Origin of the sequence: Actinacidiphila bryophytorum, assembly GCF_016916835.1 — a bacterium.
GTDB classification, from domain to species: Bacteria; Actinomycetota; Actinomycetes; order Streptomycetales; family Streptomycetaceae; genus Actinacidiphila; species Actinacidiphila bryophytorum.
Genome location: NZ_JAFFIX010000018.1, coordinates 92,402 through 117,225 on the forward strand (window position 1 = coordinate 92,402; position 24,824 = coordinate 117,225).

At 70.3% G+C, this 24,824-nt stretch carries 23 protein-coding genes, 1 tRNA gene and 3 pseudogenes; 11 read left to right on the forward strand and 16 right to left on the reverse strand.

Annotation, left to right across the window (positions count from 1 at the left end; genetic code table 11):
• Positions 1-140: 140 nt before the first annotated feature.
• Both JT723_RS35420 and JT723_RS23955 read left to right on the forward strand, forming a co-directional pair.
• Positions 141-583: pseudogene (locus tag JT723_RS35420) on the forward strand (DUF5994 family protein).
• 481 nt (positions 584-1,064) lie between these two features.
• Entirely contained in the window at positions 1,065-2,219 is a 1,155-nt protein-coding gene (locus JT723_RS23955) for a N(5)-(carboxyethyl)ornithine synthase (protein ID WP_205046838.1), read from the forward strand.
• A gap of 112 nt (positions 2,220-2,331) precedes the next feature.
• Here the strand turns inward: JT723_RS23955 and JT723_RS36500 are convergent, their stop codons facing one another.
• Entirely contained in the window at positions 2,332-2,559 is a 228-nt protein-coding gene (locus JT723_RS36500) for a transposase (protein WP_205046839.1), read from the reverse strand.
• Between the two features lie 72 nt (positions 2,560-2,631).
• On the opposite strand from JT723_RS36500, the gene JT723_RS23965 reads away from it, so the two are divergent.
• The gene (locus JT723_RS23965; RefSeq protein ID WP_205046840.1) at positions 2,632-3,000 is read left to right on the forward strand and encodes a hypothetical protein; all 369 of its coding nucleotides are present in this window, start codon (positions 2,632-2,634) and stop codon (positions 2,998-3,000) included.
• 34 nt (positions 3,001-3,034) lie between these two features.
• Here JT723_RS23965 and JT723_RS23970 read toward each other — a convergent pair.
• The 3 genes and pseudogenes from JT723_RS23970 to JT723_RS36505 form a co-directional block, all read right to left on the reverse strand.
• A protein-coding gene (locus JT723_RS23970; RefSeq protein ID WP_372441372.1) for an IS5 family transposase occupies positions 3,035-3,909 on the reverse strand; the annotation gives its coding sequence in 2 pieces (ribosomal slippage) (positions 3,035-3,517 and positions 3,520-3,909; 873 coding nt in all).
• Between the two features lie 42 nt (positions 3,910-3,951).
• Positions 3,952-4,323 carry a DUF5994 family protein gene (locus tag JT723_RS23975; RefSeq protein ID WP_205046841.1) on the reverse strand — a complete coding sequence of 124 codons (372 nt, stop codon included), beginning with the start codon at positions 4,321-4,323 and terminating at the stop codon, positions 3,952-3,954.
• A gap of 537 nt (positions 4,324-4,860) precedes the next feature.
• Positions 4,861-5,034, reverse strand: a pseudogene (locus tag JT723_RS36505) (hypothetical protein); the annotation flags it as partial.
• A gap of 1,372 nt (positions 5,035-6,406) precedes the next feature.
• Here JT723_RS36505 and JT723_RS23980 point away from each other — a divergent pair.
• Both JT723_RS23980 and JT723_RS23985 read left to right on the forward strand, forming a co-directional pair.
• Positions 6,407-6,769 carry a type II toxin-antitoxin system RelE/ParE family toxin gene (locus JT723_RS23980; protein WP_205046842.1) on the forward strand — a complete coding sequence of 121 codons (363 nt, stop codon included), beginning with the start codon at positions 6,407-6,409 and terminating at the stop codon, positions 6,767-6,769.
• A gap of 2 nt (positions 6,770-6,771) precedes the next feature.
• Positions 6,772-7,122: a helix-turn-helix domain-containing protein gene (locus JT723_RS23985; RefSeq protein ID WP_205046843.1), complete on the forward strand. Its 351-nt coding sequence runs from the start codon at positions 6,772-6,774 to the stop codon at positions 7,120-7,122.
• Between the two features lie 159 nt (positions 7,123-7,281).
• Here the strand turns inward: JT723_RS23985 and JT723_RS35430 are convergent.
• Positions 7,282-7,518, reverse strand: a pseudogene (locus tag JT723_RS35430) (SAM-dependent methyltransferase); the annotation flags it as partial.
• A 413-nt stretch (positions 7,519-7,931) separates the two neighbouring features.
• Positions 7,932-8,144: a helix-turn-helix transcriptional regulator gene (locus JT723_RS23990; RefSeq protein ID WP_205046844.1), complete on the reverse strand. Its 213-nt coding sequence runs from the start codon at positions 8,142-8,144 to the stop codon at positions 7,932-7,934.
• 485 nt (positions 8,145-8,629) lie between these two features.
• Here JT723_RS23990 and JT723_RS23995 point away from each other — a divergent pair, with 485 nt between their 5' ends.
• Entirely contained in the window at positions 8,630-9,847 is a 1,218-nt protein-coding gene (locus JT723_RS23995) for a tyrosine-type recombinase/integrase (protein ID WP_205046845.1), read from the forward strand.
• Positions 9,848-9,906: 59 nt separating this feature from the next.
• Here JT723_RS23995 and JT723_RS24000 read toward each other — a convergent pair whose 3' ends face one another.
• Together JT723_RS24000 and JT723_RS24005 are read right to left on the reverse strand one after the other, a co-directional pair.
• Positions 9,907-10,374 (reverse strand): hypothetical protein, encoded by a 468-nt coding sequence (locus JT723_RS24000; protein WP_205046846.1) that lies wholly within the window; start codon positions 10,372-10,374, stop codon positions 9,907-9,909.
• 254 nt (positions 10,375-10,628) lie between these two features.
• Positions 10,629-10,702 (reverse strand) — tRNA-Thr (locus tag JT723_RS24005).
• 204 nt (positions 10,703-10,906) lie between these two features.
• On the opposite strand from JT723_RS24005, the gene JT723_RS24010 reads away from it, so the two are divergent.
• The 3 genes from JT723_RS24010 (at position 10,907) to JT723_RS24020 (ending at position 13,523) form a co-directional block, all read left to right on the forward strand.
• Positions 10,907-12,031 (forward strand): ABC transporter ATP-binding protein, encoded by a 1,125-nt coding sequence (locus JT723_RS24010; RefSeq protein ID WP_205046847.1) that lies wholly within the window; start codon positions 10,907-10,909, stop codon positions 12,029-12,031.
• A gap of 229 nt (positions 12,032-12,260) precedes the next feature.
• Positions 12,261-12,689 carry a hypothetical protein gene (locus JT723_RS24015; protein ID WP_205046848.1) on the forward strand — a complete coding sequence of 143 codons (429 nt, stop codon included), beginning with the start codon at positions 12,261-12,263 and terminating at the stop codon, positions 12,687-12,689.
• Positions 12,690-12,782: 93 nt separating this feature from the next.
• Complete coding sequence (locus JT723_RS24020; protein ID WP_205046849.1) at positions 12,783-13,523, forward strand: nucleotidyltransferase family protein; 741 nt, start codon at positions 12,783-12,785, stop codon at positions 13,521-13,523.
• A 458-nt stretch (positions 13,524-13,981) separates the two neighbouring features.
• Here JT723_RS24020 and JT723_RS24025 read toward each other — a convergent pair whose 3' ends face one another.
• From JT723_RS24025 to JT723_RS24050, 6 genes are all read right to left on the reverse strand, one after another.
• The gene (locus tag JT723_RS24025) at positions 13,982-15,616 is read right to left on the reverse strand and encodes a DoxX family protein (RefSeq protein WP_205046850.1); all 1,635 of its coding nucleotides are present in this window, start codon (positions 15,614-15,616) and stop codon (positions 13,982-13,984) included.
• 134 nt (positions 15,617-15,750) lie between these two features.
• Entirely contained in the window at positions 15,751-16,707 is a 957-nt protein-coding gene (gene rlmB, locus JT723_RS24030) for a 23S rRNA (guanosine(2251)-2'-O)-methyltransferase RlmB (protein ID WP_205046851.1), read from the reverse strand.
• A 158-nt stretch (positions 16,708-16,865) separates the two neighbouring features.
• The gene (cysS, locus tag JT723_RS24035) at positions 16,866-18,257 is read right to left on the reverse strand and encodes a cysteine--tRNA ligase (protein ID WP_205046852.1); all 1,392 of its coding nucleotides are present in this window, start codon (positions 18,255-18,257) and stop codon (positions 16,866-16,868) included.
• Between the two features lie 127 nt (positions 18,258-18,384).
• Positions 18,385-18,891: a 2-C-methyl-D-erythritol 2,4-cyclodiphosphate synthase gene (ispF, locus tag JT723_RS24040; RefSeq protein ID WP_205046853.1), complete on the reverse strand. Its 507-nt coding sequence runs from the start codon at positions 18,889-18,891 to the stop codon at positions 18,385-18,387.
• Positions 18,881-19,609, reverse strand: coding sequence for a 2-C-methyl-D-erythritol 4-phosphate cytidylyltransferase (gene ispD, locus JT723_RS24045; RefSeq protein ID WP_205046900.1), 729 nt, complete (start codon positions 19,607-19,609; stop codon positions 18,881-18,883). The genes ispF and ispD overlap by 11 nt, the downstream gene beginning before the upstream one ends.
• A 416-nt stretch (positions 19,610-20,025) precedes the next feature.
• Entirely contained in the window at positions 20,026-20,508 is a 483-nt protein-coding gene (locus tag JT723_RS24050) for a CarD family transcriptional regulator (RefSeq protein WP_033174074.1), read from the reverse strand.
• Positions 20,509-21,175: 667 nt separating this feature from the next.
• On the opposite strand from JT723_RS24050, the gene JT723_RS24055 reads away from it, so the two are divergent.
• Complete coding sequence (locus JT723_RS24055; RefSeq protein WP_205046854.1) at positions 21,176-21,787, forward strand: DUF461 domain-containing protein; 612 nt, start codon at positions 21,176-21,178, stop codon at positions 21,785-21,787.
• A gap of 97 nt (positions 21,788-21,884) precedes the next feature.
• Here the strand turns inward: JT723_RS24055 and phoP are convergent, their stop codons facing one another.
• Both phoP and phoR read right to left on the reverse strand, forming a co-directional pair.
• Positions 21,885-22,565, reverse strand: a complete 681-nt coding sequence (phoP, locus tag JT723_RS24060) for a two-component system response regulator PhoP (RefSeq protein WP_031525271.1) — start codon at positions 22,563-22,565, stop codon at positions 21,885-21,887.
• Entirely contained in the window at positions 22,562-23,845 is a 1,284-nt protein-coding gene (phoR, locus tag JT723_RS24065) for a two-component system sensor histidine kinase PhoR (RefSeq protein ID WP_205046855.1), read from the reverse strand. Before phoR ends, phoP begins: the two co-directional genes overlap by 4 nt.
• 224 nt (positions 23,846-24,069) lie before the next feature.
• Between phoR and phoU the strand changes: the two genes are divergently transcribed.
• On the forward strand, positions 24,070-24,750 hold the full coding sequence (gene phoU / locus JT723_RS24070; protein ID WP_205046856.1) for a phosphate signaling complex protein PhoU: 681 nt from the start codon (positions 24,070-24,072) through the stop codon (positions 24,748-24,750).
• Positions 24,751-24,824 lie beyond the last annotated feature (74 nt).

A 24,824-nucleotide genomic window follows, 5' to 3' on the forward strand; every position in this document is an offset into this window, starting at 1 on the left:
GAGTGCCGGGACACGGTCGGCGAGTGCGTCCCGGCCTGGCACGCCCACCCGCCGGCGGTCGCGGAGGAGTACCTCGGAGATACGGAGGGTATTCTGTGCACTCGCATCCCGCCCGTGTCGTTTTCGGCGGGTGATGATGCCTGCGCATCTCGCTGGCGCCCCGAGGCTCGGTGTCCGCCAGGATCGACGGGGGCCTGGTGGCCGTACTCCCGCGACCTGGCCGCGGAACTCCCCGCTCCCACCGATGTCCTGGACACCCGCCGGGACCGGATCACCCGCGTCACAGTCAACCCCGCTTGCTGGCCCGTCATCCCGCGCAAGGTGCAGGTCGGCGGCCGCGTGGTCAAGGTCGGCTGGTCAAGCAGGAGCAGGACCCACACCAGCTCATGCTGCTCTCCTACCGCAGGGCCGACGGGACCTGCTGGTGATCCCGCCTGAGACGCAGGCGGACGCCGCCGCCTGGCTGATGGCCGCCGCCGCAGTCCTCGCCAGGCGCCCCAAGGACGGCCTGACAGCCGTCCCGCCCCCTTCCTGCCCCCGGCCAGCCACCGCAGACCTTCCAACTGGGAAGTCAGACCCGTGATCGCCCTGACCATCATCCCGATCCGGGGGCCGGGGCTGCGGCTGATCCGGCCGAGACCGCACGCGAGCGCCACGCCGACGTCCGGCACGACGGCGCCGGCAGACCCGTACTCCCGACGAGATGGGCTCCATGGTGGCGCCCGGGCGAATGTCCGTCCCCACCGGCCCGGCCCAGCCCACCGCCAACGGCAGCCTCAGCCTCAGCCTCAGCCTCAGCCTCAGCCTCAGCCTCAGCCTCAGCCTCAGCCTCAGCCTCAGAAGCAAACGCCAACGCCAACGTCGACATCAACGGGCCTGCCATCGAGCCCGGTTGGCCCGGGAACGCCGCATGGACGGGGCGAAGCCGGACAGGCCCGCATGCTTCCCGGGGAGTGGCGGGGGCGCCGGGTTCGGGGGCACCCGGCAGGGTGCCCGTCCCGGAGGAGGTGCGACCCGGCCCGCACCCCGGGGTGTGTTAGACATGTAGTAATCAAAGGGGTACTTTGCCGCAGCTCAAGCTCGGAATCATGTCGCAGACCCGCAAAGAAAACGAGCACCGTCTGCCGATCCACCCAGCGCACTTCGAACGCATCGGGGCCGACCTCCGGTCCAGCCTCTATCTGCAGACCGGTTACGGAGAGCACTTCGGTGTCCCGGACAGTCAGCTCGCACCATTCGTAGCCGGTTTCCGCCCACGCGAGGAGCTGATCGCGGAGTGTGACGTCATCCTGCTGGCCAAACCGTTGCACGAGGATCTGGCGGAGCTGCGGGACGGCCAGGTGCTGTGGGGTTGGCCGCACTGCGTGCAGGACGAGAAGGTCACGCAGGCCGCCATCGACCGCAGGCTCACGGTGATCGCCTTCGAGGCGATGAACCACTGGACCCAGGGGGATGCGTTCAGCCTGCACGTCTTCCACAAGAACAACGAACTGGCCGGCTACTCGTCGGTACTGCATGCCATGCAGCTGACCGGGTCCACCGGTGACTACGGACGCCGGCGGCGCGCGGTGGTGATCGGCTTCGGCGCCACCGCCCGCGGCGCGGTAACCGCACTCAGCGCGCTGGGCGTTCACGAAGTGGACGTGCTGACCGCCCGCGGCATCGCCGCAGTGAGCTCACCGATCCACTCTGCGCGGATCGTGCACTTCGACCACGACGTGGCCGACGACACACTCGACCCGCGGCGCAGCATCGCGATCACCGAGGACGGCCCTGAGCCACTGGCCGAGTTCCTCGCCGGGCACGACATCATCGTCAACTGCGTGCTCCAGGACACCGCGGCGCCGCTGATGTTCCTGATAGAGGAGGACCTGCACAGGCTCGCTCCCGGCACCCTCGTCATCGACGTCTCCTGCGACGAGGGCATGGGCTTCGCCTGGGCTCGGCCGACGACCTTCAACGACCCGATGTTCACCGTCGGCAACCAGGTCACCTACTACGCCGTGGACCACAGCCCCTCCTATCTGTGGGATGCCGCCACCTGGGAGAACAGCGAGGCGCTGATCCCGTTCCTGCGGCCGGTCCTCGAAGGACCGACCGGCTGGGACGGTAACTGCACGATTCGCAGAGCGATCGAGATTCGCGGCGGCACTGTCCAGAACCCCGCGGTCCTGGCCTTCCAGCACCGCGCAGAGCAGTACCCGCACGCGCTGCTCTGAGCCGACGCGCCTGGTCGCCGGCCCGCCGGGTTCCCGCTCCAGCCGCGCCACCTGCTGAATCACCGCGGGTTGCCCGATGCGAAGGTGCTCGGCGGGACATGGTCCTCGCGGATTAGGGCTCGGTAGACGACGTCGGAAAGCCTGCGCTTGAGGACGCGGATGGACTCGGTGCTGGTGTTCCCGGCCTGGCGGCGGCGCTCCAGGTGGGCGTGGCATCGGGGTGGTAGCGGGCTTGCGCGATTGCGATGCGATGCAGCGCGAGGTTGAGCCGGCGGTTCCCTGTGCGGCTGAGGCGGTAGCGCTCTCGATTGCCGGACCACTGAGGTGTCCGTGCGGTCACAGCACTAGGGCCTGTTTCATAAGCGGCAGCCTGCCGATGTTGGCAGCGTGACGAGCCAGTACAGTCGCGCTCATGGCGACACCGGTACTGCGGGCGGTCGAGTGGGACGGGACGTCATGGGACGACCCGTCCGACGATCAGCTGCACGATCTCCTAGCCGACATGAGCTTGACCTGGCGGTTTGTCGTGGTCGAGCGACTCGACCTCGAACCCGCAGGTCAGCACTACATGCAGGTCTACCTCAACGACGACCTCAGCTACCAGGTTGAATACCGCGACGGTGGCCCGGACAGGCACTTCTACGTCCATGTGCCGCGCACACACGAGGCGTTCGCCGTGGAGCCCGTTGCCGAAGTACTACAGGGCTGGGCCCGCGGCCGGCCGGGCTGGCGTGAAGCACTTCCCTGGGCTCCGTTGCCTCCTGGAGAACCAGTGCGATGAACCGGGTGCCCCGCGATGCCCGCGACGCGACCCGTCACAGCCACTCGTTGATGACCGCGATCGTAACGGTGGCCTCGTAACGGACGGCGAGCTTGTCGTATCTCGTGGCCACGGCCCGGTGGCGCTTGAGGCGATTGATCCCGCAGTCGACCGCGTGGCGCTCGCGGTAGTCGGCCTTGTCGAACTTCGGCGGTCGGCCTCCGCGGGCGCCCAGCTTCTTCCGGTTGCGGACCTGGTCGGACTTCTCCGGAATCGTGCAGCGGATCCCGCGCCTGCGCAGATAGTCGCGGTTGCCTCGGGACCCGTAGGCCTTGTCGGCCCGGACCCGGTCCGGTCGGCAGCGCGGCCTGCCGACACCGACGCGCGGCACCCGGATGCGCTCCAGCACCGGCTGGAACTGGGGACTGTCGTGTCGCTGGCCAGCGGTGACCAGGAAGGACAGCGCCTTCTGTCCGTGCTCGACCGCCAGGTGCACCTTCGTCGTCAAACCGCCACGAGAGCGTCCGAGCCCGTGGTCGGCGGGCTCGACTGCGACTCCGCCGGGTTTGTCCCGCTGCAGATCCCCCTTTTGCGGGCGCCGGCGGCATGCTGATGCGCTCGAGCGACCGTAGAGTCCACGCTCACGTCCCAGGTGATCAGGCCTTTCGCGTCGGCCTCGGCCTGCAGCTGGGTGAGGATCTGGCTCCAGGTGCCGTCGCGCTGCCAGCGCCGGAAGAGGCCGTAAACGGTCTCCCACTCGCCGTAGCGTGGGGGGACGTCGCGCCACGGCGCACCGGTCCGGGTCCGCCAGCGTATGCCGTTGATCAGCTGCCGCTTGGACCAGACTGGAGGCCGCCCCGGCTTCTTACCCACCGGCAACAACGGCTCCAGCCTGGCCCATTGCTCGTTCGTCAAATCCCCGCGCCCCACGAGTGGATCATGACAGACCTTGATCCACTTATGAAACAGACCCTAGATGGGCTCGAGCGGGGTACCCGGCGGTGTGACCAGCAGGTCGCAGCGGCCCACGCCGTAGGAGAGCAGGCAGATCGTGTTCGGGTGGGGAAGGGCACCAGACCGGTTGATGTGGACCTTGCGGTCGGCGAAGGTCACGGTGTCGGGCCGGATCCGCCACATCGTACGGCTGACGGTGACCCGGGTGATGCCTGGCCAGCGGTGTTCCAGTGCTGTGATCAGGGCTGGTAGCTCCCGGCTCAGGTCGTGCGAGCGAGGCCACCATGTGCCGTCGAGCCGCTGGGGTCCTTCGTCCGGTGGTCGCAGGTCCAGCCGGGCCGGAGGATCTTCCGGTAGGCGCGACGACGTCAGGTTTCCGGTCAGGGCCATATCTGCCGCGCGCCTTCCACGAAGTGCCCGTCCTGAGGAGGCTCGGGAGCTGGGTTGGACCGTGGGGGTCGGGTGGTGTCCACGGTGAGGTGGAGGGCTGTGCCGGTACCACTGTCGCCGGCGGGATAGCTGCGTTGTTCGGTGCTGGCGAACCACACGCGCAGTACCTGCGCCACATACCTGGCCACGTCGGGGGAGGCCGCCGTTATGCGGACATCGGCGACTCCTGGCTCGGGAAGAGTGAGTTCGTCTGTCATGGGGTTGCCCTTGCTTGTCATGGTGCCGGTTGCCTGCGGTCAGGCGATGAACATGCTCCCGAGGTCCGAGGAGGCGCCGCCCTTGAACTACAAGGCTTCCTCGGGATCCTGCACCCGGTCTGCAGACCCGGACTGGGGTCTACCGACTCGTTTGCCACGCGAGCGCTGGCACTGCCAGGCGGTCTCGTCGCAGCCATCAGCCGTGCCACCGAGGCTGTCCTGGTCCGCGGGGGGATCACCAGCGGGGCCCAGCGGCACCGGCCAGGGAGAGCAGCAGGACCTATTGCGGGTCCGGTGTCATCGCGAACCAGCCCGCCTTGATCATCCGCCCATGCACCACCACTCGTTGTGGGATCCCCCGGCCAGCAGCGGGAATCGACGGCGATGCAGGCGACGTACGCCTGCAGGGGGCCAGCGCCTCGACCAGCACGGGATTCTCCCGCGACAAGTCCCGGGTATGAGGCCACGTGCCCCATCCAGCAGTCTCCGCTGGGCGTCCGTGTCCTTCAGATTGCCGTGAGCAGAGGGATCATCGGAGTTCGTGTGCTGGAACAGGGAGCCGTTGGTCGTCACGAGCATTGCATTGCGCGGACCCGCCCCCGGTCACCGCCCAATGCGGGAACCGGAATTGACCATCGTCAAGAACGGCGCCCGCATGACAGCTGGCGTACGACAAAACTCTTGACGTGTACAGTCTACCGCCGATCCGTGCCACAGGGGCCAATGCCCCCGCTTCCACCTCCACCTTGACGTCGAGGCGTTCAGGGCTCCTGAAACCGCTGGGCTGACTGCCAGGCTCTCGCCGGTCACGCTTCTTGCATCCAACGACGGTTGACCGAGTCGGGCCGACCTGACCTGTGACCGCCCCTGCAGCAGACTCCAAGGACGCAACCTGGTCCAAGGAGATCGCCGTCACGTCCGCACCGCGAGCTGAGCGAACTGGGCCTGTTGGAGTACGCCCCAGACCGACGATCGCGAACATCGATCTGGCCGGACGTCGCCGCTCCTCAACCGGCGGAGGCCTTCTCGGTGGGATCGCCGACCTTCTGCAGGTACACGGATCCGCTCACGCAAGCAGAGCATCGGCCAGCGGCATTCACCGCACGGGTGGTCCAGGCGATGCGCGAAGCAGGCCAGACCGCCGGCCTCACCATGAGCGACCTCGCCCAGGGCGGCTGCGCCGACCGCGGGCACCCCGAGAGCAAAGAGCAGACCATCACGGCGGGCACGCCTCCAGGGTACGAGCTCTTTCTTATGGGGATGCGACAACACATACAAGGCGCCGGACCGCTGGCCGCCCCCGCCGACCGGGAGCTCACTCCCCCCGCCGGACGGTGCGAAGCGCCTACAGCAACCGCTGAACAACCTCGCGCACAGGGTCACCGGCGACTTCTGCCACCCGCACCCAGTGCTCCCCGGGAAGGCCCGATGTCCTCAGCCCGTCCCGATGCGCTCCCACGCGTGCGACGCCGGGCGAAACAGAAGGACCCCGGCGCTCACCGTAGACGAGAAGGCCCAGTTCAGAGGCATCTGACCTGAGCCATGACGGAGCCCCCTGTCGGGTTCGAACCGACGACCTACGCTTTACAAGATCCCTCAGGGCGGGTCGCTGACCTGCGGGTGACACAACGAGCCACCCGCTGACCAGCCGAAACTCCATTCACTGGTTGCCGCCAGTTCGGATCGTTCTCCAGCGCGATGTGTGCCGAATCCGTGCTACTGGAGGGCCAGGACTGGCAGCACGGCCCGTGATCCAGGGACGTCGCCGCATGGCATCAATTCAAGGCATGCCTTAAACTGGAAGCAGTCATCATTGAGGAGTTGCTTTGCCCTGGGCCGTCAAAGTCACCGATGAGTACGCCGTCTGGTTCCGGACTCTGATCAAGGAAGATCTGGAATCCGCTTCGCTGGTGGCCCAGGCGGTCGCGGCCTTACGTGAGGCCGGACCGACCCTGGGGCGCCCTCTGGTCGACCGACTGAAGGGAGGGGGCTTGCACCACCTCAAGGAACTGCGGCCGGGATCGAGCGGGCGATCCGAACTCCGGATCATCTTCGCGTTCGACCCGACGCGTTCGGCCCTGCTCCTCTTGGGCGGCGACAAGGCAGGAAACTGGGAACGCTGGTACCGCGACAACATCCCGATCGCAGAGCAGCTCTACCTCGACTACACCCGTGACACCGAGGAGTGACGATGCCCGGAAAGACCCCGCAGGACTGGGAAAGCCTCGAACAGGAGCTTTACGCGGCTGGCGTCGGTCCCGCAGAGGTGGAGGCCGGCGCCCGACGCCTGCTGGCCGAGGCCCGCGGCCACCAACTCGCCGAGACGCGCAAGCAGTGCTCCATGGCGCAGAAGGACGTGGCCGCCCGGATGGGCGTGAGCATCGCCCGCGTCTCCCAGATCGAACACGGCGAGGTCGCCTCGCTCGACGTCATCGCACGCTACGTCGAAGCACTCGGCGGACGACTCGACCTCGTCGCCGACTTCGGCGACCACACGGTACGCATGTCGGCCAGCGGCGACAGAACCAGCGCTGCCGCGTAGGTGACGGAGTTCCAGATCAGAGCAAGGGCGGGCGCTGTGCCGAATGGGTGGAACACCGTAAGCGGAGTCCTGACACGACAGGCGGTCAACGGTCGGGCCTGCGGGCACCCGCGCGGGGCTGCGATGGCCCTCGGATAGCGCACCGGGGCGCCGATCTGGTCAGTCGCCAACGTAACCGACGGCCAGGAGGTGGGAGCTGGCGGCGAGGAGTTCGGGGTAGGGCTCGGCGAGGCGGGCGGCGGTCAGGGCGGCCTCGAAGAGTTCCGCGCTCGGCGGGGCGCCGGTGGCCTGTTCGACGGCTTTGAGGAGTGACCAGGTCGGGCCTTCGACGCCGAAGACCTGGACATCGCGCAGTCCCGCGGCCTCCAGCTCAGCGACCAGCTCCTCCCCACGATGGCGGCCGGTCAGCGACCGCGGTCACCCGGTCAGTGACCGACCCCGGGTCACGGGTCACCCGGTCACCGACCGGATTTCGGTCAGAGCCGGCCGTAGCCCGGTCAGCAGCGGACAGCGCACGCGCGGTCAACCGATCGGCCACCACCGCTACCGGTGCCTGGGCGGCGGCAACACGGGTTAGCGGTGGAGAGGTCTCGCCACCGGGTTGACCGGGTATCGCCACCGGCGGCCATACCGGCTTCTCGGGTGCGCCGCTCGGGCGCGGGGTCGTACGCTGCATGGCTATCTCCTCACCGGCGGCACCGGGCTGGCAGGCCCGCACCGCCTGGTCGATCGTTCAGACGCGGTTCAGGGGAGTTCGCGGCCTCCGGCGTTGACGCGCTGGAGGCCGCACTGCGTTGGCGGGTGCGCGGTCAGGCCACGAGGCCGACGGCCTGCTGGTCGACCCATGCCTCGACCTCCGCCCAGCGGCAGCGGAGGTGCCGGCCGACCTTGTGGGCCTTCGGGCCGAGGCCCCGGTGCCGCCACTGGTAGAGCGTGGCGACGGGGACGCCGAGGTACTCCGACAGTTCGGCGGGAGTGGCCAGCGGGCGTCGCTCGTTCGCGGTTTTCTGTCCGGTCGACATTGCGCGATTCCTTTCACCAGTGCGGATGGCCGTGCTCGGCCAACATAGTCACGCGGTGGGCGAGCCATCCAGCGGGATTGTGACCGGAAAAGACGGACCGACCAAATGAGCCGCGTCCGGCCGGAGCACATGCCGGAAAGGGACCGCGACGAAAGGGACGGACGGTTCCACGAGTGCCGCGCAGCAGCACCCAACACACCGGAGGTGCCAGCTCAGCAGCCACGATGACCCTCTGGACGGCACAGCACGTGGCATCACCAGTCAGCATCGGGAAAACGCCGGACCATATCACCGCGACGACCACAAAGGAACCGGAAGCCGCACGGCACGGAAGCGGCCTCTATCACAGAATTACGGCTTGCCCAAACCTCGAACTCCAAGGGAATCTCCCACGTCACCAATCGAGCGCGCCGCAAATGGCATGCCGAAAAGGGGGATCCCGTGGAGAAGAAGTTCAGTCTTCGACGGCACCGGACCGGTGCCTGATGGCGCGCGTCTGGGTCGAGGACCGTGCCGGCCACACCGCCTACGTCCAGGCCGCCGCCAAGGCCAAGAGGGCGGGCCGCACACCGCCCGGCCGCTGGCGCCTGCGGTGGTACGGCCCTGACGGCAGCCCCAAGATGAAGACGTTCAGCCGACGGGTCGACGCCGACGCCGAACGTTCCCGCCTTGAGGCACGGCTCGGTGACGGCTCCTACCGCGACCCCGCCGCCGCACGCGCAAAGTTCGGCGAGATAGCCGAGGCGTGGCTGGCAGCGCAGGCGCACCTCAAGCGGTCGACCAGGAACCGGTATCGGGGCATGCTCGACCTCCATGTCCTGCCGAGGTGGGGGACGACGCCTCTGGACCGCATCCGGTACGACGACATGGCGCAGTGGCTGGCCGACCTGTCGGCCGGGCGGACGGCCACCGGCCGCGAGTTGAGCGCGCGGAGCGTACGGAAGGCGTACGTCGTGCTGAGCAGCGTCCTCGGCTACGCGGTCAAGTCGCAGCGGCTGAGCCACAACCCGGCGGTCGACATCCCGTTGCCGAGGCCAGCTCAGGCCGAACACGTCTACCTCGATGTGGTCCAGGTGGAGGCGCTCGCCGAAGCAGCGGGCCGGTACGGACTGTTCATCCGCCTGCTCGGCTACACCGGACTGCGCTGGGGCGAGGCGTCGGCCCTCACCGTGGGCCGAGTGGATCTAGGCGCGCGACGGGCTCACGTAGTGCAGGCGTATGTAGACGAGAAGGGCGTCCTCCACCTGGACACCCCCAAGAACCACGAGCGCCGCTCGGTGCCGCTCCCCCGGTTCCTCCTCGCCGAACTGGCCGCCCACATCGACCGCCGCACGCCGGACCAGCTCCTCTTCACCGCGCCCCAGGGCGGCCCCTTGCGGATCAGCAACTTCCGCAGCCGCTTCTTCGACCCGGCGGTCCGCGCGGCCGGACTCGGCCACCTCCACCTGACCCCGCACAAGCTGCGCCACACCGCCGCCTCGCTCGCCATCGCCAGCGGCGCCGACGTGAACGTCATCCAGACGATGCTCGGCCACAAGTCCGCGACACTCACCCTCGACGTCTACGGCCATCTCTTCCCCGACCGCCTCGACGAGGTTTCCGACAAGATGGACGAACGACGGGCCATGCTCCTCGCCAAGGCGCAGGCCGGGACGACACGGAGGCCGCCAGACCGGCGAGGAGAGAAGAGGATGTCCGCCTGACTGCGCTGCCACTGCCAAGGCGTCGCGCGTCCGCCCTCGGCTCCGGCTGGGACCCCACGTCAGATGTGGGCTCTGATCTGCTTCACCGGATGTCCGAGCGCGTCGGCGATTGCGGCCAGTTCCTCGTCCCCGAGCCAGTCGCGTTCGGGGTTCCAGACGGCGATCTCGAAGCGCGCGAAGCCGCAGGGCCAGTCGTAGTTCAACAGGTCCAGCGATGTGGCAGCGCCGCAGCAGGGCACCTCCACAGCCAGGGTGGCAAAGCCGCTTTGGCTGTGGTCTTCGAGCCGGTCGGCCCACCACTCGGTGTCGATCGAGGCTCGGCACTGGGGGCAGCGGATTCGTTCGAGGTTGGCGCCGCAGTCGACGACGGTGAGGGCGTCGTGCCAGGTGGTGTCGATTTCGACTTCCACGCTGCCGGGCAGCCCGGGAGCCAGTTCCTCTGCGAGCGCGGCAGCTCGCTCGCCTGCGGCCCGGTCGGGCTGCCACCAAGGGTCGGTCGGGATGATCGACAGGACGTCATCGCTCATGGGCTCACTCGATTCATCGGGCACAAGCCGTCGGCGGGCGTCGTGATCGTAGTGGCCGGTTTCTCGCCCGGAAGGCACCACAGCCAGAGCACCGCGCTCAACATGTCCGGCCCCTGGACTGAAGTGCCTTCGGGGCCGCGCTCCCGGGGCACCCCAGCACCGCGACCCCGCGCGATGTGTGCTGAATGTGTGCCGGGTGCCCCGGCCCCGCCGCCCGGCAGGGTAGAGACCACGCCTGACCAGGCAAGAAAAAGAGCCCCCTGTCGGGTTCGAACCGACGACCTACGCTTTACAAGAGCGTCGCTCTGGCCAGCTGAGCTAAGGAGGCGCAGGGAGCAGTGTAGCGGGCGGGGTGGGGGGTGGGTGGGGAAAAAGGGGGCGGGGGGCTGGTGACAAAACGGGGAACGTGCAGGTAGCGTCACCGGGAGTCCGTGGGATGCGGACGGGACAGACGAAGCGGCACCAAGAGAACTGCTTCCTTTACTCGGATCGTCCGGCACGTTCCTGCCGGTGAAGGGACTGCGTAACAGTCATGGCTACAGTCACGTTCGACAAGGCGACCCGGATCTACCCGGGTGGCGAGAAGCCCGCGGTGGACGGGCTCGACATCGAGGTCGGGGACGGCGAGTTCCTGGTGCTGGTCGGGCCGTCGGGTTGCGGCAAGTCGACCTCGCTCCGGATGCTCGCGGGGCTCGAGGACGTCAACGCCGGTGCGATCCGGATCGGCGAGCGGGACGTCACGCATCTGCCCCCGAAGGACCGGGACATCGCGATGGTGTTCCAGAACTACGCGCTGTACCCGCACATGACGGTCGCCGACAACATGGGCTTCGCGCTCAAGATCGCCGGCGTCAACAAGGCGGAGATCCGCAAGCGGGTCGAGGAAGCCGCGAAGATCCTGGACCTGACCGAGTACCTGGCGCGTAAGCCGAAGGCGCTCTCCGGTGGTCAGCGGCAGCGTGTCGCGATGGGTCGCGCGATCGTCCGGGAGCCGCAGGTCTTCCTCATGGACGAGCCGCTGTCGAACCTCGACGCGAAGCTGCGCGTGCAGACCCGTACGCAGATCGCCAGCCTGCAGCGCCGGCTGGGCGTCACCACCGTCTACGTCACCCACGACCAGGTCGAGGCCATGACGATGGGCGACCGCGTGGCGGTGCTCAAGGACGGTCTGCTGCAGCAGGTCGACAGCCCGCGCAACATGTACGACAAGCCGGCCAACCTGTTCGTGGCGGGCTTCATCGGCTCCCCGGCGATGAACCTCATCGAGGTCCCGATCGTCGACGGCGGCGTGAAGTTCGGCAACGCGCTGGTCAACGTCGAGCGTGACGCGGTGCAGGCGGCGGCCGACAAGGGTGACCGCACGGTCACCGTCGGTGTGCGCCCCGAGCACTTCGACATCGTCAACGGCGAGAGCGAGGGCAAGTCGCTGTCCAAGGACGCCCCGGCCGGCCTGGCCGTGACCGTCAACGTCGTCGAGGAGCTGGGCGCGGACGGCTACGTCTACGGCTCGGCGAAGGTCGGCGACGAGGACAAGGACGTCGTCATCCGTGTCGGCGGCCGCGCGATCCCGGAGAAGGGCTCCGTGCTGCACGTCGTGCCGCGCGCCGGCGAGACCCACGTCTTCGCCACCTCCTCCGGCGAGCGCCTGAGCGACTGACGCGACGGAAGCGACTGACCCACAAGTCAGCGGAAAGGCCGGGCGGTACGCGGGTTTCCCCGCGTACCGCCCGGCCTTCGTCGTACGCCCCGCCGCCGGTCGCATACATCCGCATAACCGGCCTTTCGGATCCGTTCGTCAACATCCGAACGCCCCAGCAGCCGATTTCACTCCCTCGGGAGGGTGACTAAATGTCGCCAAATCATCACCAGTCGCTACGATCCGAGGCGTGAACCAGGTAGCTCGCCGTCTCGGCAAGACATTCGCGCTCGTTCTCCCGGTCGTTCTCGTGCTGTCGGGAACGCTCGCCGTCACCCGCGTCCCGTGGGCCGTCTCCTCCTCCGACGCGCAGGTGCTGACCGCCTCCGCCAAGAGCAGGCAGGAAGTGGCCGCGGAGGCTGCCGCCAAGGCGCCGCAGGAGGCGCTGCGCTCGCGTCTGCTGGCCGAACTGCAGGAGAAGGACCCGGGAGTGGCGCTGACCGACCTCCAGGTCGCCATGGCCCGTCAGCCGTCGCTCGCCAAGTACTGCGTGTCCATCGCGCGTTCGCTGGGCCGCGCGGCCGTGGCGAAGTACGACGGCGCCACGCAGCGCGCCCAGTCGTGGTCGCGCCCGGTGTGCGACACCGCCTTCGCGACGGGCGTCGCCTCGGTCGGCTGAACGCCGCCCGACCGGTGGGACGCTGAGCGCCGCATGATCAGCGGGGCGGGGTACGGGCCGTACCCCGCCCCCGGCGTCGCATAGGGTCGCTGCATGACGCACGACACCACCCCGCACGAGGTCGTCCCGGTCACGCAGGCCGTGATCCTGGCCGGCGGGCAGGGCTCACGGCTCCGCCCGTACACCGACGACCGGCCCAAGCCGATGGTCGAGATCCCCGGTACGGGCACGCCGATCATCGGCCACCAGCTCGCCTGGCTCGCAGCGGAGGGCGTCACCGACGCCGTCGTCTCGTGCGGGCACCTCGCGGAGGTGCTCCAGGAGTGGCTGGACAGCACGCCGCTGCCGATGAAGGTGACCACCGTCGTCGAGCACGAGCCGCTCGGCCGCGGCGGCGGGCTGAAGTACGCCGCCGCGTCGCTGCCCCGGGCCGACGAGCCGTGGTACGCCACGAACGGCGACATCTGGACGCGCTTCTCGCTGCGCGACATGGCCGCCTTCCACAAGGAGCGCGACGCCGTCGCCACGCTCGCCCTCGCCAGGCCGCGGATTCCCTGGGGGGCCGTCGAGACCAACGAGTTCGGGCAGGTCCTGGACTTCATCGAGTCCCCGCCGTCGCCCTTCCTGATCAACGCGGGCGTGTACGTCTTCGCACCCGGCTTCACCGCGATGCTGCCCGACCTGGGCGACCACGAGCGCACCACCTTCCCCCGCCTGGCCAGGGAACGCCGGCTGGCCGGCTTCCCCATTCCGCAGGGCGCCTACTGGCGGGCGATCGACACGGCCAAGGATTTGCGCGAGGCGGCCAGGGAATTGGGCGCCGCGCCCGTCTGAGAGGGGTGCGTCTCCCCGGCGGGGGCCGTTACGACCACGGTGGCTGCCACTTGCGGTGGGCGGACACCTCTCCGCCCGTGGGGGCTTGGGGCGCAGTTCCCCGCGCCCCCGACGTGGCTGCCACTCGCAGTGGGCGGACGCCTCTCCGCCCGTGGGGGCTTGGCGCGCAGTTCCCCGCGCCCCCCCACGTGGCTGCCACTCGCAGTGGGCGGACACCTCTCCGCCCGTGGGGGCTTGGCGCGCAGTTCCCCGCCCCCCCCACGTGGTTGCCACTCGCGGTGGGCGGACACCTCTCCGCCCGTGGGGGCTTGGCGCGCAGTTCCCCGCGCCCCCGAAGACGCTCACCCCTCCCCGGGGACGGAAAGGCCGGCACCCCGCGGCCCTGAGAACGCTCACCCCGGGGACGGGAAGGCCGGGTCCCCGCGGCCGGGCAAGGGCGCGGGGATCGGTGGGGGGCGTCAGGCTGTCGGGGGCTGTGGGGACGGGGCGCCGAGGAGCGGGGCGCCCAGGAGGCCGCCGATGGCGCCCTGGGTGGGCTTGTCGGCCGGCGGCGGCGGGGGCGGCGGTGCCGCGTGGGTCGGGGGCGGCGCCGCGGGCGGCTGGGAGGGCGTGGAGTGGCCGCCGGAGCCGCCGGAGCCGCCGGAGGAGCCCGAGGAGCCGCCGCTGCCGGTCGTGGCGGTGCTTCCGGGGGTACGGGTGCGGCCGGGGGCCGTGGTGGGCGCCTGGGCGGTCGCGGACGCGTCCGGCCCCTTCTTCTTCTTGGCCTTGGCCGACGCACTCGGCGCCGGCGCCGTGGACTCCGGTCCCGCGTCGTCGCCGGAGACCTCGGGCAGCGGGACGCCGGGCAGGTTGTTGACGGGCGGGGCGGTCGGCCCGGCCGGGCGCTGGGCGGGGGCGGTGGTGGCCCGTACCGCGGCACCCAGGACCGAGCCGAGCAGCAGGGTGCAGCCGACGATGACAGTGCCGAGCACGACACCGCGCCGCAGCACGTACCGGCGCAGGTCCCACAGGCCGACCCGGGGGCCGAGGCGGCGCCAGGCGTCGGCGGCGAGCTTGCCGTCGATGGAGTAGACGGGGGCGCCGGCGATGACCAGCGGGCTCCAGGCGGCGAGGTAGATGAAGTCGGGGGCGTCGTAGACCGGGACGGTGCGCCAGCTCACGGTGACGAGCAGGGCGATGGACAGTGCGGCGCCGACGCTCGCGGCGACCCGCTGCCACAGGCCGCAGACGGTCAGGACGCCGACGACGACCTGGAGGAAGGCGATGCTCAGGCCCGCGCCCACCGGGTGGTTGAGCGCGGCGTCCCGCAGCGGTTCCGCCGCGGCCCAGGGGTGCAGCGAGGCCAGCCAGGTGACCATGGAGCCGCGCTCGCCGCCGTCGAAGTAGACGCGGTCGCACAGCTTGCCCATGCCGGCGTAGATCGACACGAAGCCGAGGAAGATCCGCAGCGGCAGCAGCACGATGCCGAGGTTCATCCGGCGGTGCGGGTACCAGGCGTGCTTGACGAAGTCGCCGTTGCCCTTGCGCGGCCTGCGCTCGGGTTCCGCGTCGCCGGGGGCGTCCTCCTCCGGGTAGGGGTCGCCGCGGTAGCCGACCAGCGGCTCGTCGTCCTCGTCGTAGGCGCCGCGCGCCGGCCGTACGCCCGACAGCAGGCCGGTGGGCTCCTGGCCGCTGCGCGGGCCGACGACGGTCGGGACGGCCGGCGGGAGCACCGTGGTGTCGTCGATACGCGGCAGCACCTGGGTGGCCGCGCCCGCGCTGCCGTCCCCGTCGCCGGCCCGCCGCACCGCCTGCAGCAGCTGGCCCGCCAGCGGGTCGTCGGGCTCGGTGCGGCCGGACCACACCACGGGGGCGAGCTTCCGGCGTCCCTGGGCTCCCGCGCCCGCGTGCTGCGGGGCTGCCGCGATCCGGCTGGTGTCGCCGAGCCGCAGGGAGCGGGTCGAGGTCCTTCCCAGCTGCACACGGAAGCTCGCATGGGTGACGATGACCTGCGCGGGGTCGCTCGGCACCCGTGCCATCGTCATGACCGGCTCGTCGAATCCGGGCGTCCCTCCCCCCGTGGAGGGGCGGGGTGTTCTGGTGTCCACACTCATCTAACCGAGTGACGGACGTTTAGGACACTGCCTGACGGGGGCTCCGATGTCCGAGACGCGTCAATCGCACCGAGCCCGTATGATGCGCGCCGGCCGTCCGCGTACAGGCGCCCGTGCCCGTCCGGCGAGAAGGCTCAGGCGCGGCGCCGTGCCGCCTCGTAGAGGACCACGCCGGCCGCGACGCCCGCGTTCAGGGACTCCGCCGCGCCCCCCGGCATCGGGATGCGGACCAGCAGGTCGCAGGTCTCGCCGACCAGCCGCGACAGGCCCTTGCCCTCGCTGCCCGCGACGATGACGACGGGACCGGTGAGCGCTTCGAGGTCGTAGAGGTCGACGTCGCCGTCCGCGGCCAGGCCGACGACGGTCAGGCCGGCCTTGCGGTACGCCTCAAGGGTGCGGGTCAGATTGGTGGCGCGGGCCACGGGGACGCGGGCCGCGGTGCCGGCCGAGGTCTTCCAGGCGCCCGCGGTCATACCGGCGGCACGCCGCTCGGGCACCACGACGCCGTGGCCGCCGAAGGCCGCGACGGACCGCACGACGGCACCGAGGTTGCGCGGGTCGGTGACCCCGTCGAGGGCGACGATCAGCGGCTCGTCGCGCTGGTCCGCGGCCTCGGCGAGCAGGTCGTCGGGGTGGGCGTACTCGTACGGCGGGATCTGCAGCACCAGGCCCTGGTGGTTCAGGCCCGCGGTGAGCCGGTCCAGCTCTGGCCTGGGCGCCTCAAGGAGCGGCACCCCGCGGTCGGTGGCCAGCTGCAGCGCCTCGCGCACCCGGTCGTCGTTGTCGATGAACTGCTGGACGTACACCGCGGTCGCCGGGATGTCGGCACGCAGCGCCTCGACCACCGGGTTGCGGCCGACGACCATCTCGGACGTCGACTTGGCGCCGCGGCCCGAGGGGCGGCGGGACTGGCCGGAGACCTTGCGGGCCTGCGCGGTCGCGATGCGGTTCTTCTTGTGGCCCTTGCGCGCCTCGGCGGGCGGCGTCGGGCCCTTGCCCTCAAGGCCCTTGCGGCGCTGCCCGCCGCTGCCGACCGTGGCGCCCTTCTTGTTGGTCGTACGGCGGTTCCTGCGCTGGCTGTTGCCGGCCATGGAGCACTCTCACTTCTGTCTCTACGTCTCGGCGTCGCCCACGTCCTGGTGTCGGCGCGCCGTATGTCTTGTGCCCGCGGCGGGCGGGGCGGTCGGGCGGGGTCCCGCCCCGGGGTGCGGCCCGCCGCGCCTTCAGCGCCGCGGCGGCCGTCCCGGGTTCAGCCCCGCAGTGTCCACCGCGAACCGGTCGGGGTGTCCTCGATCTCCAGGCCCGCCTGGACGAGCTGGTCGCGGATCGCGTCGGCGGTCGCGTAGTCCTTGCGGGACCGCGCCGACTGCCGCTGCTGGAGCACCAGCTGGACGAGCGAGTCCACGACGCCGTGCAGGTCGTCGCCGCGGTCCGCGCCGGTCCAGTGCGGGTCGAGCGGGTCGAGGCCCAGCACTCCGAGCATCGCACGGACCTCGGCGAGACGCGCGACCGCCGTCTCCTTGTCGTCGGCGGTGAGCGCGCTGTTGCCCTGCCTGACCGTGGTGTGCACCACGGCCAGCGCCTGCGGTACGCCCAAGTCGTCGTCCATCGCCTCGGCGAAGGCCGGCGGCACCTCGGCCGCGGGCTCCACGTGCCCGGCCTTCTCCACCACCCGCTGCACGAAGCCCTCGATCCGCGCGAACGCGGACTCGGCCTCGCGCAGGGCCTCCTCGCTGTACTCGATCATCGACCGGTAGTGCGGGGTGCCCAGGTAGTAGCGCAGCACGATCGGGCGCCAGCGCTGCACCATCTCCGAGACCAGCACGGAGTTGCCGAGCGACTTGCTCATCTTCTCGCCGCTCATGGTGACCCACGCGTTGTGCACCCAGTAGCGGGCGAACTCGTCGCCGTACGCCTTAGCCTGGGCGATCTCGTTCTCGTGGTGCGGGAAGATCAGGTCGATGCCGCCGCCGTGGATGTCGAAGACCGGGCCGAGGTACTTGTGCACCATGGCCGAGCACTCCAGGTGCCAGCCGGGCCGGCCGCGGCCCCACGGGGTCTCCCAGGACGGCTCGCCGGGCTTGGCGGCCTTCCACATGGCGAAGTCGCGGTGGTCGCGCTTGCCGGTCTCGCCCTCGCTCTCGGGCTGGCGCAGGTTGTCCAGCTCCTGGTTGGACAGCTCCAGGTAGCCGGGGAAGGAGCGCACGTCGAAGTAGACGTTGCCGTCGGCGACGTAGGCGTGGCCGCGCTCGATCAGGCCGCGCATCATCTCGATCATCTCGGGCACGTGGCCGGTGGCCCGCGGCTCGTACGTGGGCGGCAGGCAGCCCAGCACGTCGTAGCCGCTGCCGAAGGCGCGCTCGTTCTCGTACCCGATGGACCACCAGGGGCGCCCCTGGTCGGCGGCCTTGCGCAGGATCTTGTCGTCGATGTCGGTCACGTTGCGGACGAAGGTGACGTCGTAGCCGCGGTGCCGGAACCAGCGCCGCAGGATGTCGAAGTTCAGTCCCGACCTGATGTGGCCGATGTGCGGTGCCGCCTGCACGGTGGCGCCACACAGGTAGATCGAGACGCAGCCCGGCGTGAGCGGGACGAAGTCACGGACCTGGCGCGCGTTGGTGTCGTACAGGCGAATAGTCACGCCTCAAGGGTAGTGGCCGTTGGGCCGTGCCTTGTGCGGTCTGCGGCAGCAGACCGCACAAGTACTTGTCAGTGGCGCATGCGCTCAGGTCGACGGGCCTGCGCGGTCGGCCCGGCGGCGCGTGCGCTCAGGTGCGGCGCACCACCAGGGCGGTCGCGATCGCCGCGAGGCCCTCGCCGCGGCCGGTCAGGCCGAGCCCGTCGGTCGTCGTGCCGGAGACCGACACCGGCGCACCGACCGCGGCCGACAGCGCGGCCTGCGCCTCGGCTCTGCGGGTGCCGATCTTCGGGCGCACCCCGATGACCTGGATGGCGACGTTGCCGACCTCGAAGCCGGCCGCCCGCACGATCCTGGCGGCCTCCGCGAGCAGCGTCGCCCCCGAGGCGCCGGCCCACTCGGGGCGGTCGGTGCCGAAGTGGGCGCCCAGGTCGCCGAGGCCGGCCGCGGAGAAGAGCGCGTCGCAGGCCGCGTGTGCGGCCACGTCGGCGTCCGAGTGCCCGGCCAGGCCGAAGGAGGCGCCCTCCCAGTGCAGCCCTGCGCACCACAGCTCGCGCCCGGCCTCGAAGGCGTGGACGTCCGTCCCGATGCCGACCAGCGGCAGCAGCGGGGCCTGAGCGGTGTCGTCAGTGGCCATTGGCCCTCCTGCGTGCCAGTACGGCCTCGGCCAGGACCAGGTCGAGCGGCCTGGTGACCTTGAAGGCCTCCTCGTGCCCGGGGACGACGAGGACGGGGACGCCCGTCTGTTCGACCATGCCCGCGTCGTCGGTGACCGCGCCGGTGACCGTGGCGTGCGCCTTGGCCAGGACGGCCCGGTCGAAGCCCTGCGGGGTCTGCACGGCCCGCAGCAGGGCACGCTGCGGGGTCCCGGTGACCGCGCCGGTCTCCGGGTCGACGCTCTTGACGGTGTCGGCCAGCGGCAGCCCCGGTACGACGGCGGGGGCGCCGCCCCTGACGGCGTCCACGACGGCCTCGACGGTCTCGACCGGCACCAGCGGGCGGGCCGCGTCGTGGACGAGGACGACGTCGACGTCGTCGGGCAGCGCGGCCAGGCCGAGCCGGACGGAGTCCTGGCGCTCCTCCCCGCCGGGCACGACCCTTATGTCGGTGGACTCGGGCAGCCCGTTGGCGTCGAGCAGCGCACGGACCTCGGCGGCGCCGTCCGGCGGCGCGACCACCACGATGACGGTGACGGCCCTGGCGCGGGCCATCGCACGGACCGCGTGGACCAGGATGGGGACCCCGGCGAGAGTGCGCAGCGCCTTGGGCGCGCCGGGGCCGAGCCGGACGCCACGTCCGGCGGCGGGAATGACGGCTGCGGTACGCAGGTTTGTGTCCTTGTATGAGATGGGTATCGCTTGGAGGTGCCCCCGGGCCGAACGGCCGGGCGGCGCCCCCGGGCGAAGTCAGGGGGTGGATCACCGGGCGAAGCCCGGGAGTCGGGGCACGGTAGTCCGGAGGACCCCTTCCGTGAAGTCCTCAGGGAAGACCGTAGCGCCCGGCACGAGCGAAGGCGTGGCCGACGGGGTGCATCCAAGTGCACGCCAAGTGCCTGCCAAGTGCACGCATGGTTCGCCCCGGCCTTGCGGCCCCGCGACCGCACGGCGGGGCCGGCACATGCCGCAGCACCCGGCGGTGATACTGAGCCGGGTGCCGCGGCAGGGTCCCTCGGGGGTCGTCCGAGGGTTTGCGTCTGCGTAAGTCAGTACGTCACGGCAGCGTGGGTGGCGCTGGAGGGACGCGACACGAGAACGTCCGGAAAGGGACGGTCTTACGACGCGAGGACTTCGTCGAGCAGGGCCTCGGCCTTGTCCTCGTTGGTGTTCTCGGCCAGTGCGAGTTCGCTGACCAGGATCTGCCGGGCCTTGGCGAGCATGCGCTTCTCGCCGGCCGACAGGCCGCGCTCGCGCTCGCGGCGCCACAGGTCGCGGACGACTTCCGCCACCTTGATGACATCGCCCGAAGCGAGCTTCTCCAGATTTGCCTTGTATCGGCGGGACCAGTTGGTCGGCTCTTCGGTGTACGGCGCGCGCAGCACCTCGAAGACCCGATCCAGACCCTCCTGACCGACCACGTCGCGTACGCCGACGAACTCCGCATTGTCCGCGGGTACGCGCACCGTCAAGTCGCCCTGAGCGACCTTGAGCACCAAGTAGGTCTTGTCCACGCCTTTGATCTGGCGAATTTCGATAGCCTCGATCAGCGCGGCCCCGTGATGGGGATAGACCACGGTGTCGCCAACCTTGAACGTCATGTGACAGGTACCCCTTCCGTGGCTATCCAGGGTAACACGGGAACGCCCTCATCTGAATGGCGTTTTCGCAGGTCAGGGCATATCTCGGGGCTTGACAAGCGCCCCCGGAACGTGCTGGAGGGTGCCACGGGCATGCGGTATCCGCAGGTCGGAGCGGGTATACGCCGGACCGGAAACACACCCGTCACACGTCAGGAAGTCTTGCAACAGTGGTCGATACGTCCGGATTTGTCGCTCCCGACGGAGTGGATCTTCGCTACTCCGTTCGGGTTCCGGGCCGTTGAAGATCCAATTTTGCACGTTCATGGAAATCCCCTGCGCGCCCCCTCGCGTCGGCCCGCCGGTAATCACACCGTGGTAATGCCGGAATACATTGCGGGCGTGTTGCCCCGGGGCGGCCCGCGGGCCGCCGCCCGACGCTCCCGGCCTGCTCAGAGGGCTGCCCGGCGGCATACGAGCACCAAAGAACCCGTCGCGGGCGCGGGCGCGGCCCGCGGATGCGCGGCGGTCGGGAAGGAGCGGGACAGGAGCCGGACAGGAGTCGCGCAGGACCGGTCGGGTGAGGGTGCGTCACGGAGGGACCACCCGGTGTGTGGGCGCGCAGGCGGCTCGGTAATCTTAGGCCGCTGGAAGATCGTCAGAACCTGCCCAAGGAGATGCCGCCGCCGTGGTCCGCAGCTTCCGACGCGGCGCCCTCGCCGCCGTCGTCGCTCTCTCGCTCGCCCCTCTCGCCGCCTGCGCGGCAGGGAACAGCGCCCAGACCCTGAAAGTCGAGCCGGACAGCCAGTCGGCGACCGTCGGCGACATCCAGGTGCAGAACGCCTTCGTGCTCACCCAGCCCGGCGGCCCCGCCACCGTCTCCGCGCGGCTGTTCAACAACGGCACCGCCGACCAGACGCTGCAGGCCGTCCAGCTCGCCGGCGGGCTCTCGGCCCGGCTGTCGGGCGCCGACGGCGGCGGCACCATCACCGTCCCCGCGCACGGCACCGTGCTGCTCGGCGGCAAGGGCAACCCGGCCGCGACCATCGACAGCGGCAGCGAGTCGCTGCGCGACGGCGACGTGCAGAACGCGGTGTTCGACTTCAGCACCACGGGTGCGGTCGCGCTGCCGGTCAACGTGACGCCCGCGGCCGGCTTCTTCGAGCCGTACGGCCCCAGCTCGCTGCCGACCACCGCGGTCCCGCTGCCGACCGACACCGCCACGGTGGCGCCGACGGACACCGCGACGCCGACCGGCACCGGGACGGCCACCCCCACCGACACCGCCACCCCGCAGTAGCGGGTACGCGCAGCCGGGAAACGCCGGTAAGGGTCCGACGCCAGGCGTCGGACCCTTACTCGTGGACTTGTGGCAGCCGGGATCGGCCGAGTCAGGCCTACGGCTCGAACTTGTAGCCCAGGCCGCGGACCGTCACCAGGTAGCGCGGCGCCCCCGGGTCGGGCTCGATCTTGGCGCGCAGCCGCTTGACGTGCACGTCGAGCGTCTTGGTGTCGCCGACGTAGTCCGCGCCCCACACCCGGTCGATCAGCTGCATACGGGTCAGCACCCGGCCGGCGTTCCGCAGCAGCATCTCCAGCAGGTCGAACTCCTTCAGCGGCAGGTCCACCTTGCCGCCGCCGACCGTGACCACGTGCCGGTCCACGTCCATGCGGACCGGTCCCGCCTCCAGGGCGGCCGGGGAGATCTCCTCGGGCTCACCGCGGCGGCGCAGCACCGCGCGGATGCGGGCGACCAGCTCCCGCGAGGAGAAGGGCTTGGTCACGTAGTCGTCAGCGCCTATCTCCAGGCCGACGACCTTGTCGATCTCGCTGTCCTTGGCGGTCACCATGATCACCGGGACATTGGACTTGAGCCGCAGCTGGCGGCAGACCTCGGTGCCGGGCAGGCCCGGCAGCATCAGGTCGAGAAGTACCAGGTCGGCGCCGTTTCGTTCGAACTCGTCCAGCGCGTCGGGCCCGGTCGCGGAAATGGCGACCTCGAAGCCCTCCTTGCGGAGCATGTACGACAGCGCGTCGCTGAAGGACTCTTCGTCCTCGACGACGAGTACGCGGGTCACGGAAGGACCTCCGGGGCGGGGATGTGTTCTGGGAGGGTCTGGAACAGCTGGTCGTCCGACGGCTCGTCGGCCGGTTCTGCGTCCGCTTCGGCATCCGGGTCGGTGCCGGGCGGAAGCGCGCGGTCGCGGGCGATCCCGGCCTCGGGAAGCCGCAGTGTGAAGGTGGAGCCCTGGCCTTCCGCGCTCCACACGGTGACCTCGCCGCCGTGGGTGGCGGCGACGTGTTTGACGATGGACAGGCCGAGCCCGGTGCCGCCGGTCGCCCGCGAGCGCGCCGGGTCGACCCGGTAGAAGCGCTCGAAGACCCGGTCGCGGTCCTTCTCGGAGATGCCGATGCCCTGGTCGGTGACGGAGATCTCGATGAGGTCCCCGCCCGCCGCGGCGATCCGGCGTCCTGCTATGCCGACCCGGGTGCGGGCCGGACTGTAGTTGACGGCGTTCTCGACGAGATTGCCGAGCGCTGCCGCGAGCTGGCCCCGGTTGCCCCATATGAACAGGTCGGGGGTCGTTCCGGTGGCCATGGTGATCTGCTTGGTGTTGGCCTGGTGGCGGCACCGGTCGACGGCTTCGGCGACCAGGTCGTCCACCGCCACCGGCTCCGCGTCGTCCAGCAGGTCGTCGTCCTGGACCCGGGACAGGTCGATGATCTCCTGCACCAGGCTGGTCAGCCGGGTGGCCTCGATCTGCATCCGTCCCGCGAAGCGCAGGACCGCCTCGGGGTCGTCGGAGGCGTCCATCACTGCCTCGGACAGCAGCGACAGGGCGCCCACCGGGGTCTTCAGCTCATGGCTGACATTGGCCACGAAGTCCCGCCGTACCGCCTCTATCCGCCGGGCCTCGGTGAGGTCCTCGACCAGCAGCAGCACCAGCCGGGAGCCCAGCGGCGCCACCCGGGCGGAGACCGCGAGGCCTTCGCCGCGTCCCGCGCCGCGGCGCGGGAGGTCGAGTTCCACCTGGCGTATCTCGCCGTCCCGCCGGGTCTCGCGGGCCATCTGCAGCATCTGGTCGACGGCCAGCCGGCCGCCGCGTACCAGTCCGAGGGCATATGCCGCGGAGCTGGCCTTGACGACGGTGTCGCCCTCGTCCAGGACGACGGCCGACGAGCGCAGCACGGACAGCACGGTGTCCACACCAGGCGGAAGCACGGCGTCCGTGTGCAGTGCGGTACGGGTGGGGCGGGCCTGTTCCCGCTCGCTCCAGCGGAACGCGAGCACGGCGATCACGCCGGTCAGGAGACCGGCTATCGCACTGGCTGCGGCGACTGCCGCGTTCACGTCCATGGCCCCAGGGTAGGTGGCCTGCGCAAGCGCTCCACAACCCTGAGAGCTACCTCTCGGATGCACGTTGCCAAGAGTTCACCTTCACGTAGGTGCTGATTCACTCCCGGTGCGCGGCCGGTACGCACAGGCCCATCAGCGTGACAGCGTGGGGGACAAGCCTCTGTACAGGCCTGAGGACATCCAGCACTACATTCAGCACTTTCTGCACATACGGAAGGAACGCGATGCGGGACGCATACCACGAGGAGCTCGACTCCATCGGTGACGGGCTGGTCGAGATGGCCAGGCTGGTCGGCTCGGCGATAGGCCGCGCCACCACCGCGCTGCTCGACGCGGACCTCAACGTCGCGGAAAGCGTCATCGCCGCCGACGAGAAGGTCGACGACCTCCAGCGCGAGCTGGAGACCCGGGCGATCAACCTGCTGGCCCGCCAGCAGCCGGTGGCCACCGACCTGCGGATCGTCGTCACCAGCCTGCGCATGAGCGCCGACCTGGAGCGCTCCGGCGACCTGGCACGCCACGTCGCCAAGCTCGCCCGGCTGCGCTTCCCCGTCTCGGCCGTCCCGCACGACCTGCACAGCACCATCCTGGAGATGGGGCAGCTCGCCCAGCGCCTGATGGCCAAGGCCGCCGAGGTCATCATCACCAAGGACGTGGACGACGCGCTGCAGCTCGAAGCCGACGACGACCGCATGGACGAGCTGCACCGCGCCCTCTTCCAGCACCTGCTGGACGACCGCTGGAAGCACGGCATAGAGACCGCCGTGGACGTCACTCTCGTCGGACGCTACTACGAGCGCTTCGCCGACCACGCCGTCTCCGTCGCCAAGCGCGTCGTCTACCTGGTGACCGGTGAGCACGTGGACGAGATGACGCCCACCCCCACCCAGGTGGAAGGCGCCTGACCTCCTGACCCCCTGGCTGCCTGCCGTACGCCTGGCCGTATCCCAGGCCGTATCCCAGGCCGTATCCCAGGCCG

What these genes read in the sequence shown, in the direction of transcription:
- JT723_RS23990 (WP_205046844.1), bottom strand. Translation starts at nt 8,144, where the DNA reads ATGTCGACCGGACAGAAAACCGCGAACGAGCGACGCCCGCTGGCCACT.
- JT723_RS23985 (WP_205046843.1), top strand. Translation starts at nt 6,772, where the DNA reads ATGCCCGGAAAGACCCCGCAGGACTGGGAAAGCCTCGAACAGGAGCTT.
- JT723_RS23975 (WP_205046841.1), bottom strand. Translation starts at nt 4,323, where the DNA reads ATGGCCCTGACCGGAAACCTGACGTCGTCGCGCCTACCGGAAGATCCT.
- JT723_RS24025 (WP_205046850.1), bottom strand. Translation starts at nt 15,616, where the DNA reads ATGAGTGTGGACACCAGAACACCCCGCCCCTCCACGGGGGGAGGGACG.
- JT723_RS24010 (WP_205046847.1), top strand. Translation starts at nt 10,907, where the DNA reads ATGGCTACAGTCACGTTCGACAAGGCGACCCGGATCTACCCGGGTGGC.
- JT723_RS24050 (WP_033174074.1), bottom strand. Translation starts at nt 20,508, where the DNA reads ATGACGTTCAAGGTTGGCGACACCGTGGTCTATCCCCATCACGGGGCC.
- phoR (WP_205046855.1), bottom strand. Translation starts at nt 23,845, where the DNA reads ATGGACGTGAACGCGGCAGTCGCCGCAGCCAGTGCGATAGCCGGTCTC.
- ispF (WP_205046853.1), bottom strand. Translation starts at nt 18,891, where the DNA reads ATGGCCACTGACGACACCGCTCAGGCCCCGCTGCTGCCGCTGGTCGGC.
- JT723_RS23965 (WP_205046840.1), top strand. Translation starts at nt 2,632, where the DNA reads ATGGCGACACCGGTACTGCGGGCGGTCGAGTGGGACGGGACGTCATGG.
- rlmB (WP_205046851.1), bottom strand. Translation starts at nt 16,707, where the DNA reads ATGGCCGGCAACAGCCAGCGCAGGAACCGCCGTACGACCAACAAGAAG.
- JT723_RS24020 (WP_205046849.1), top strand. Translation starts at nt 12,783, where the DNA reads ATGACGCACGACACCACCCCGCACGAGGTCGTCCCGGTCACGCAGGCC.
- JT723_RS24000 (WP_205046846.1), bottom strand. Translation starts at nt 10,374, where the DNA reads ATGAGCGATGACGTCCTGTCGATCATCCCGACCGACCCTTGGTGGCAG.
- phoU (WP_205046856.1), top strand. Translation starts at nt 24,070, where the DNA reads ATGCGGGACGCATACCACGAGGAGCTCGACTCCATCGGTGACGGGCTG.
- JT723_RS23995 (WP_205046845.1), top strand. Translation starts at nt 8,630, where the DNA reads ATGGCGCGCGTCTGGGTCGAGGACCGTGCCGGCCACACCGCCTACGTC.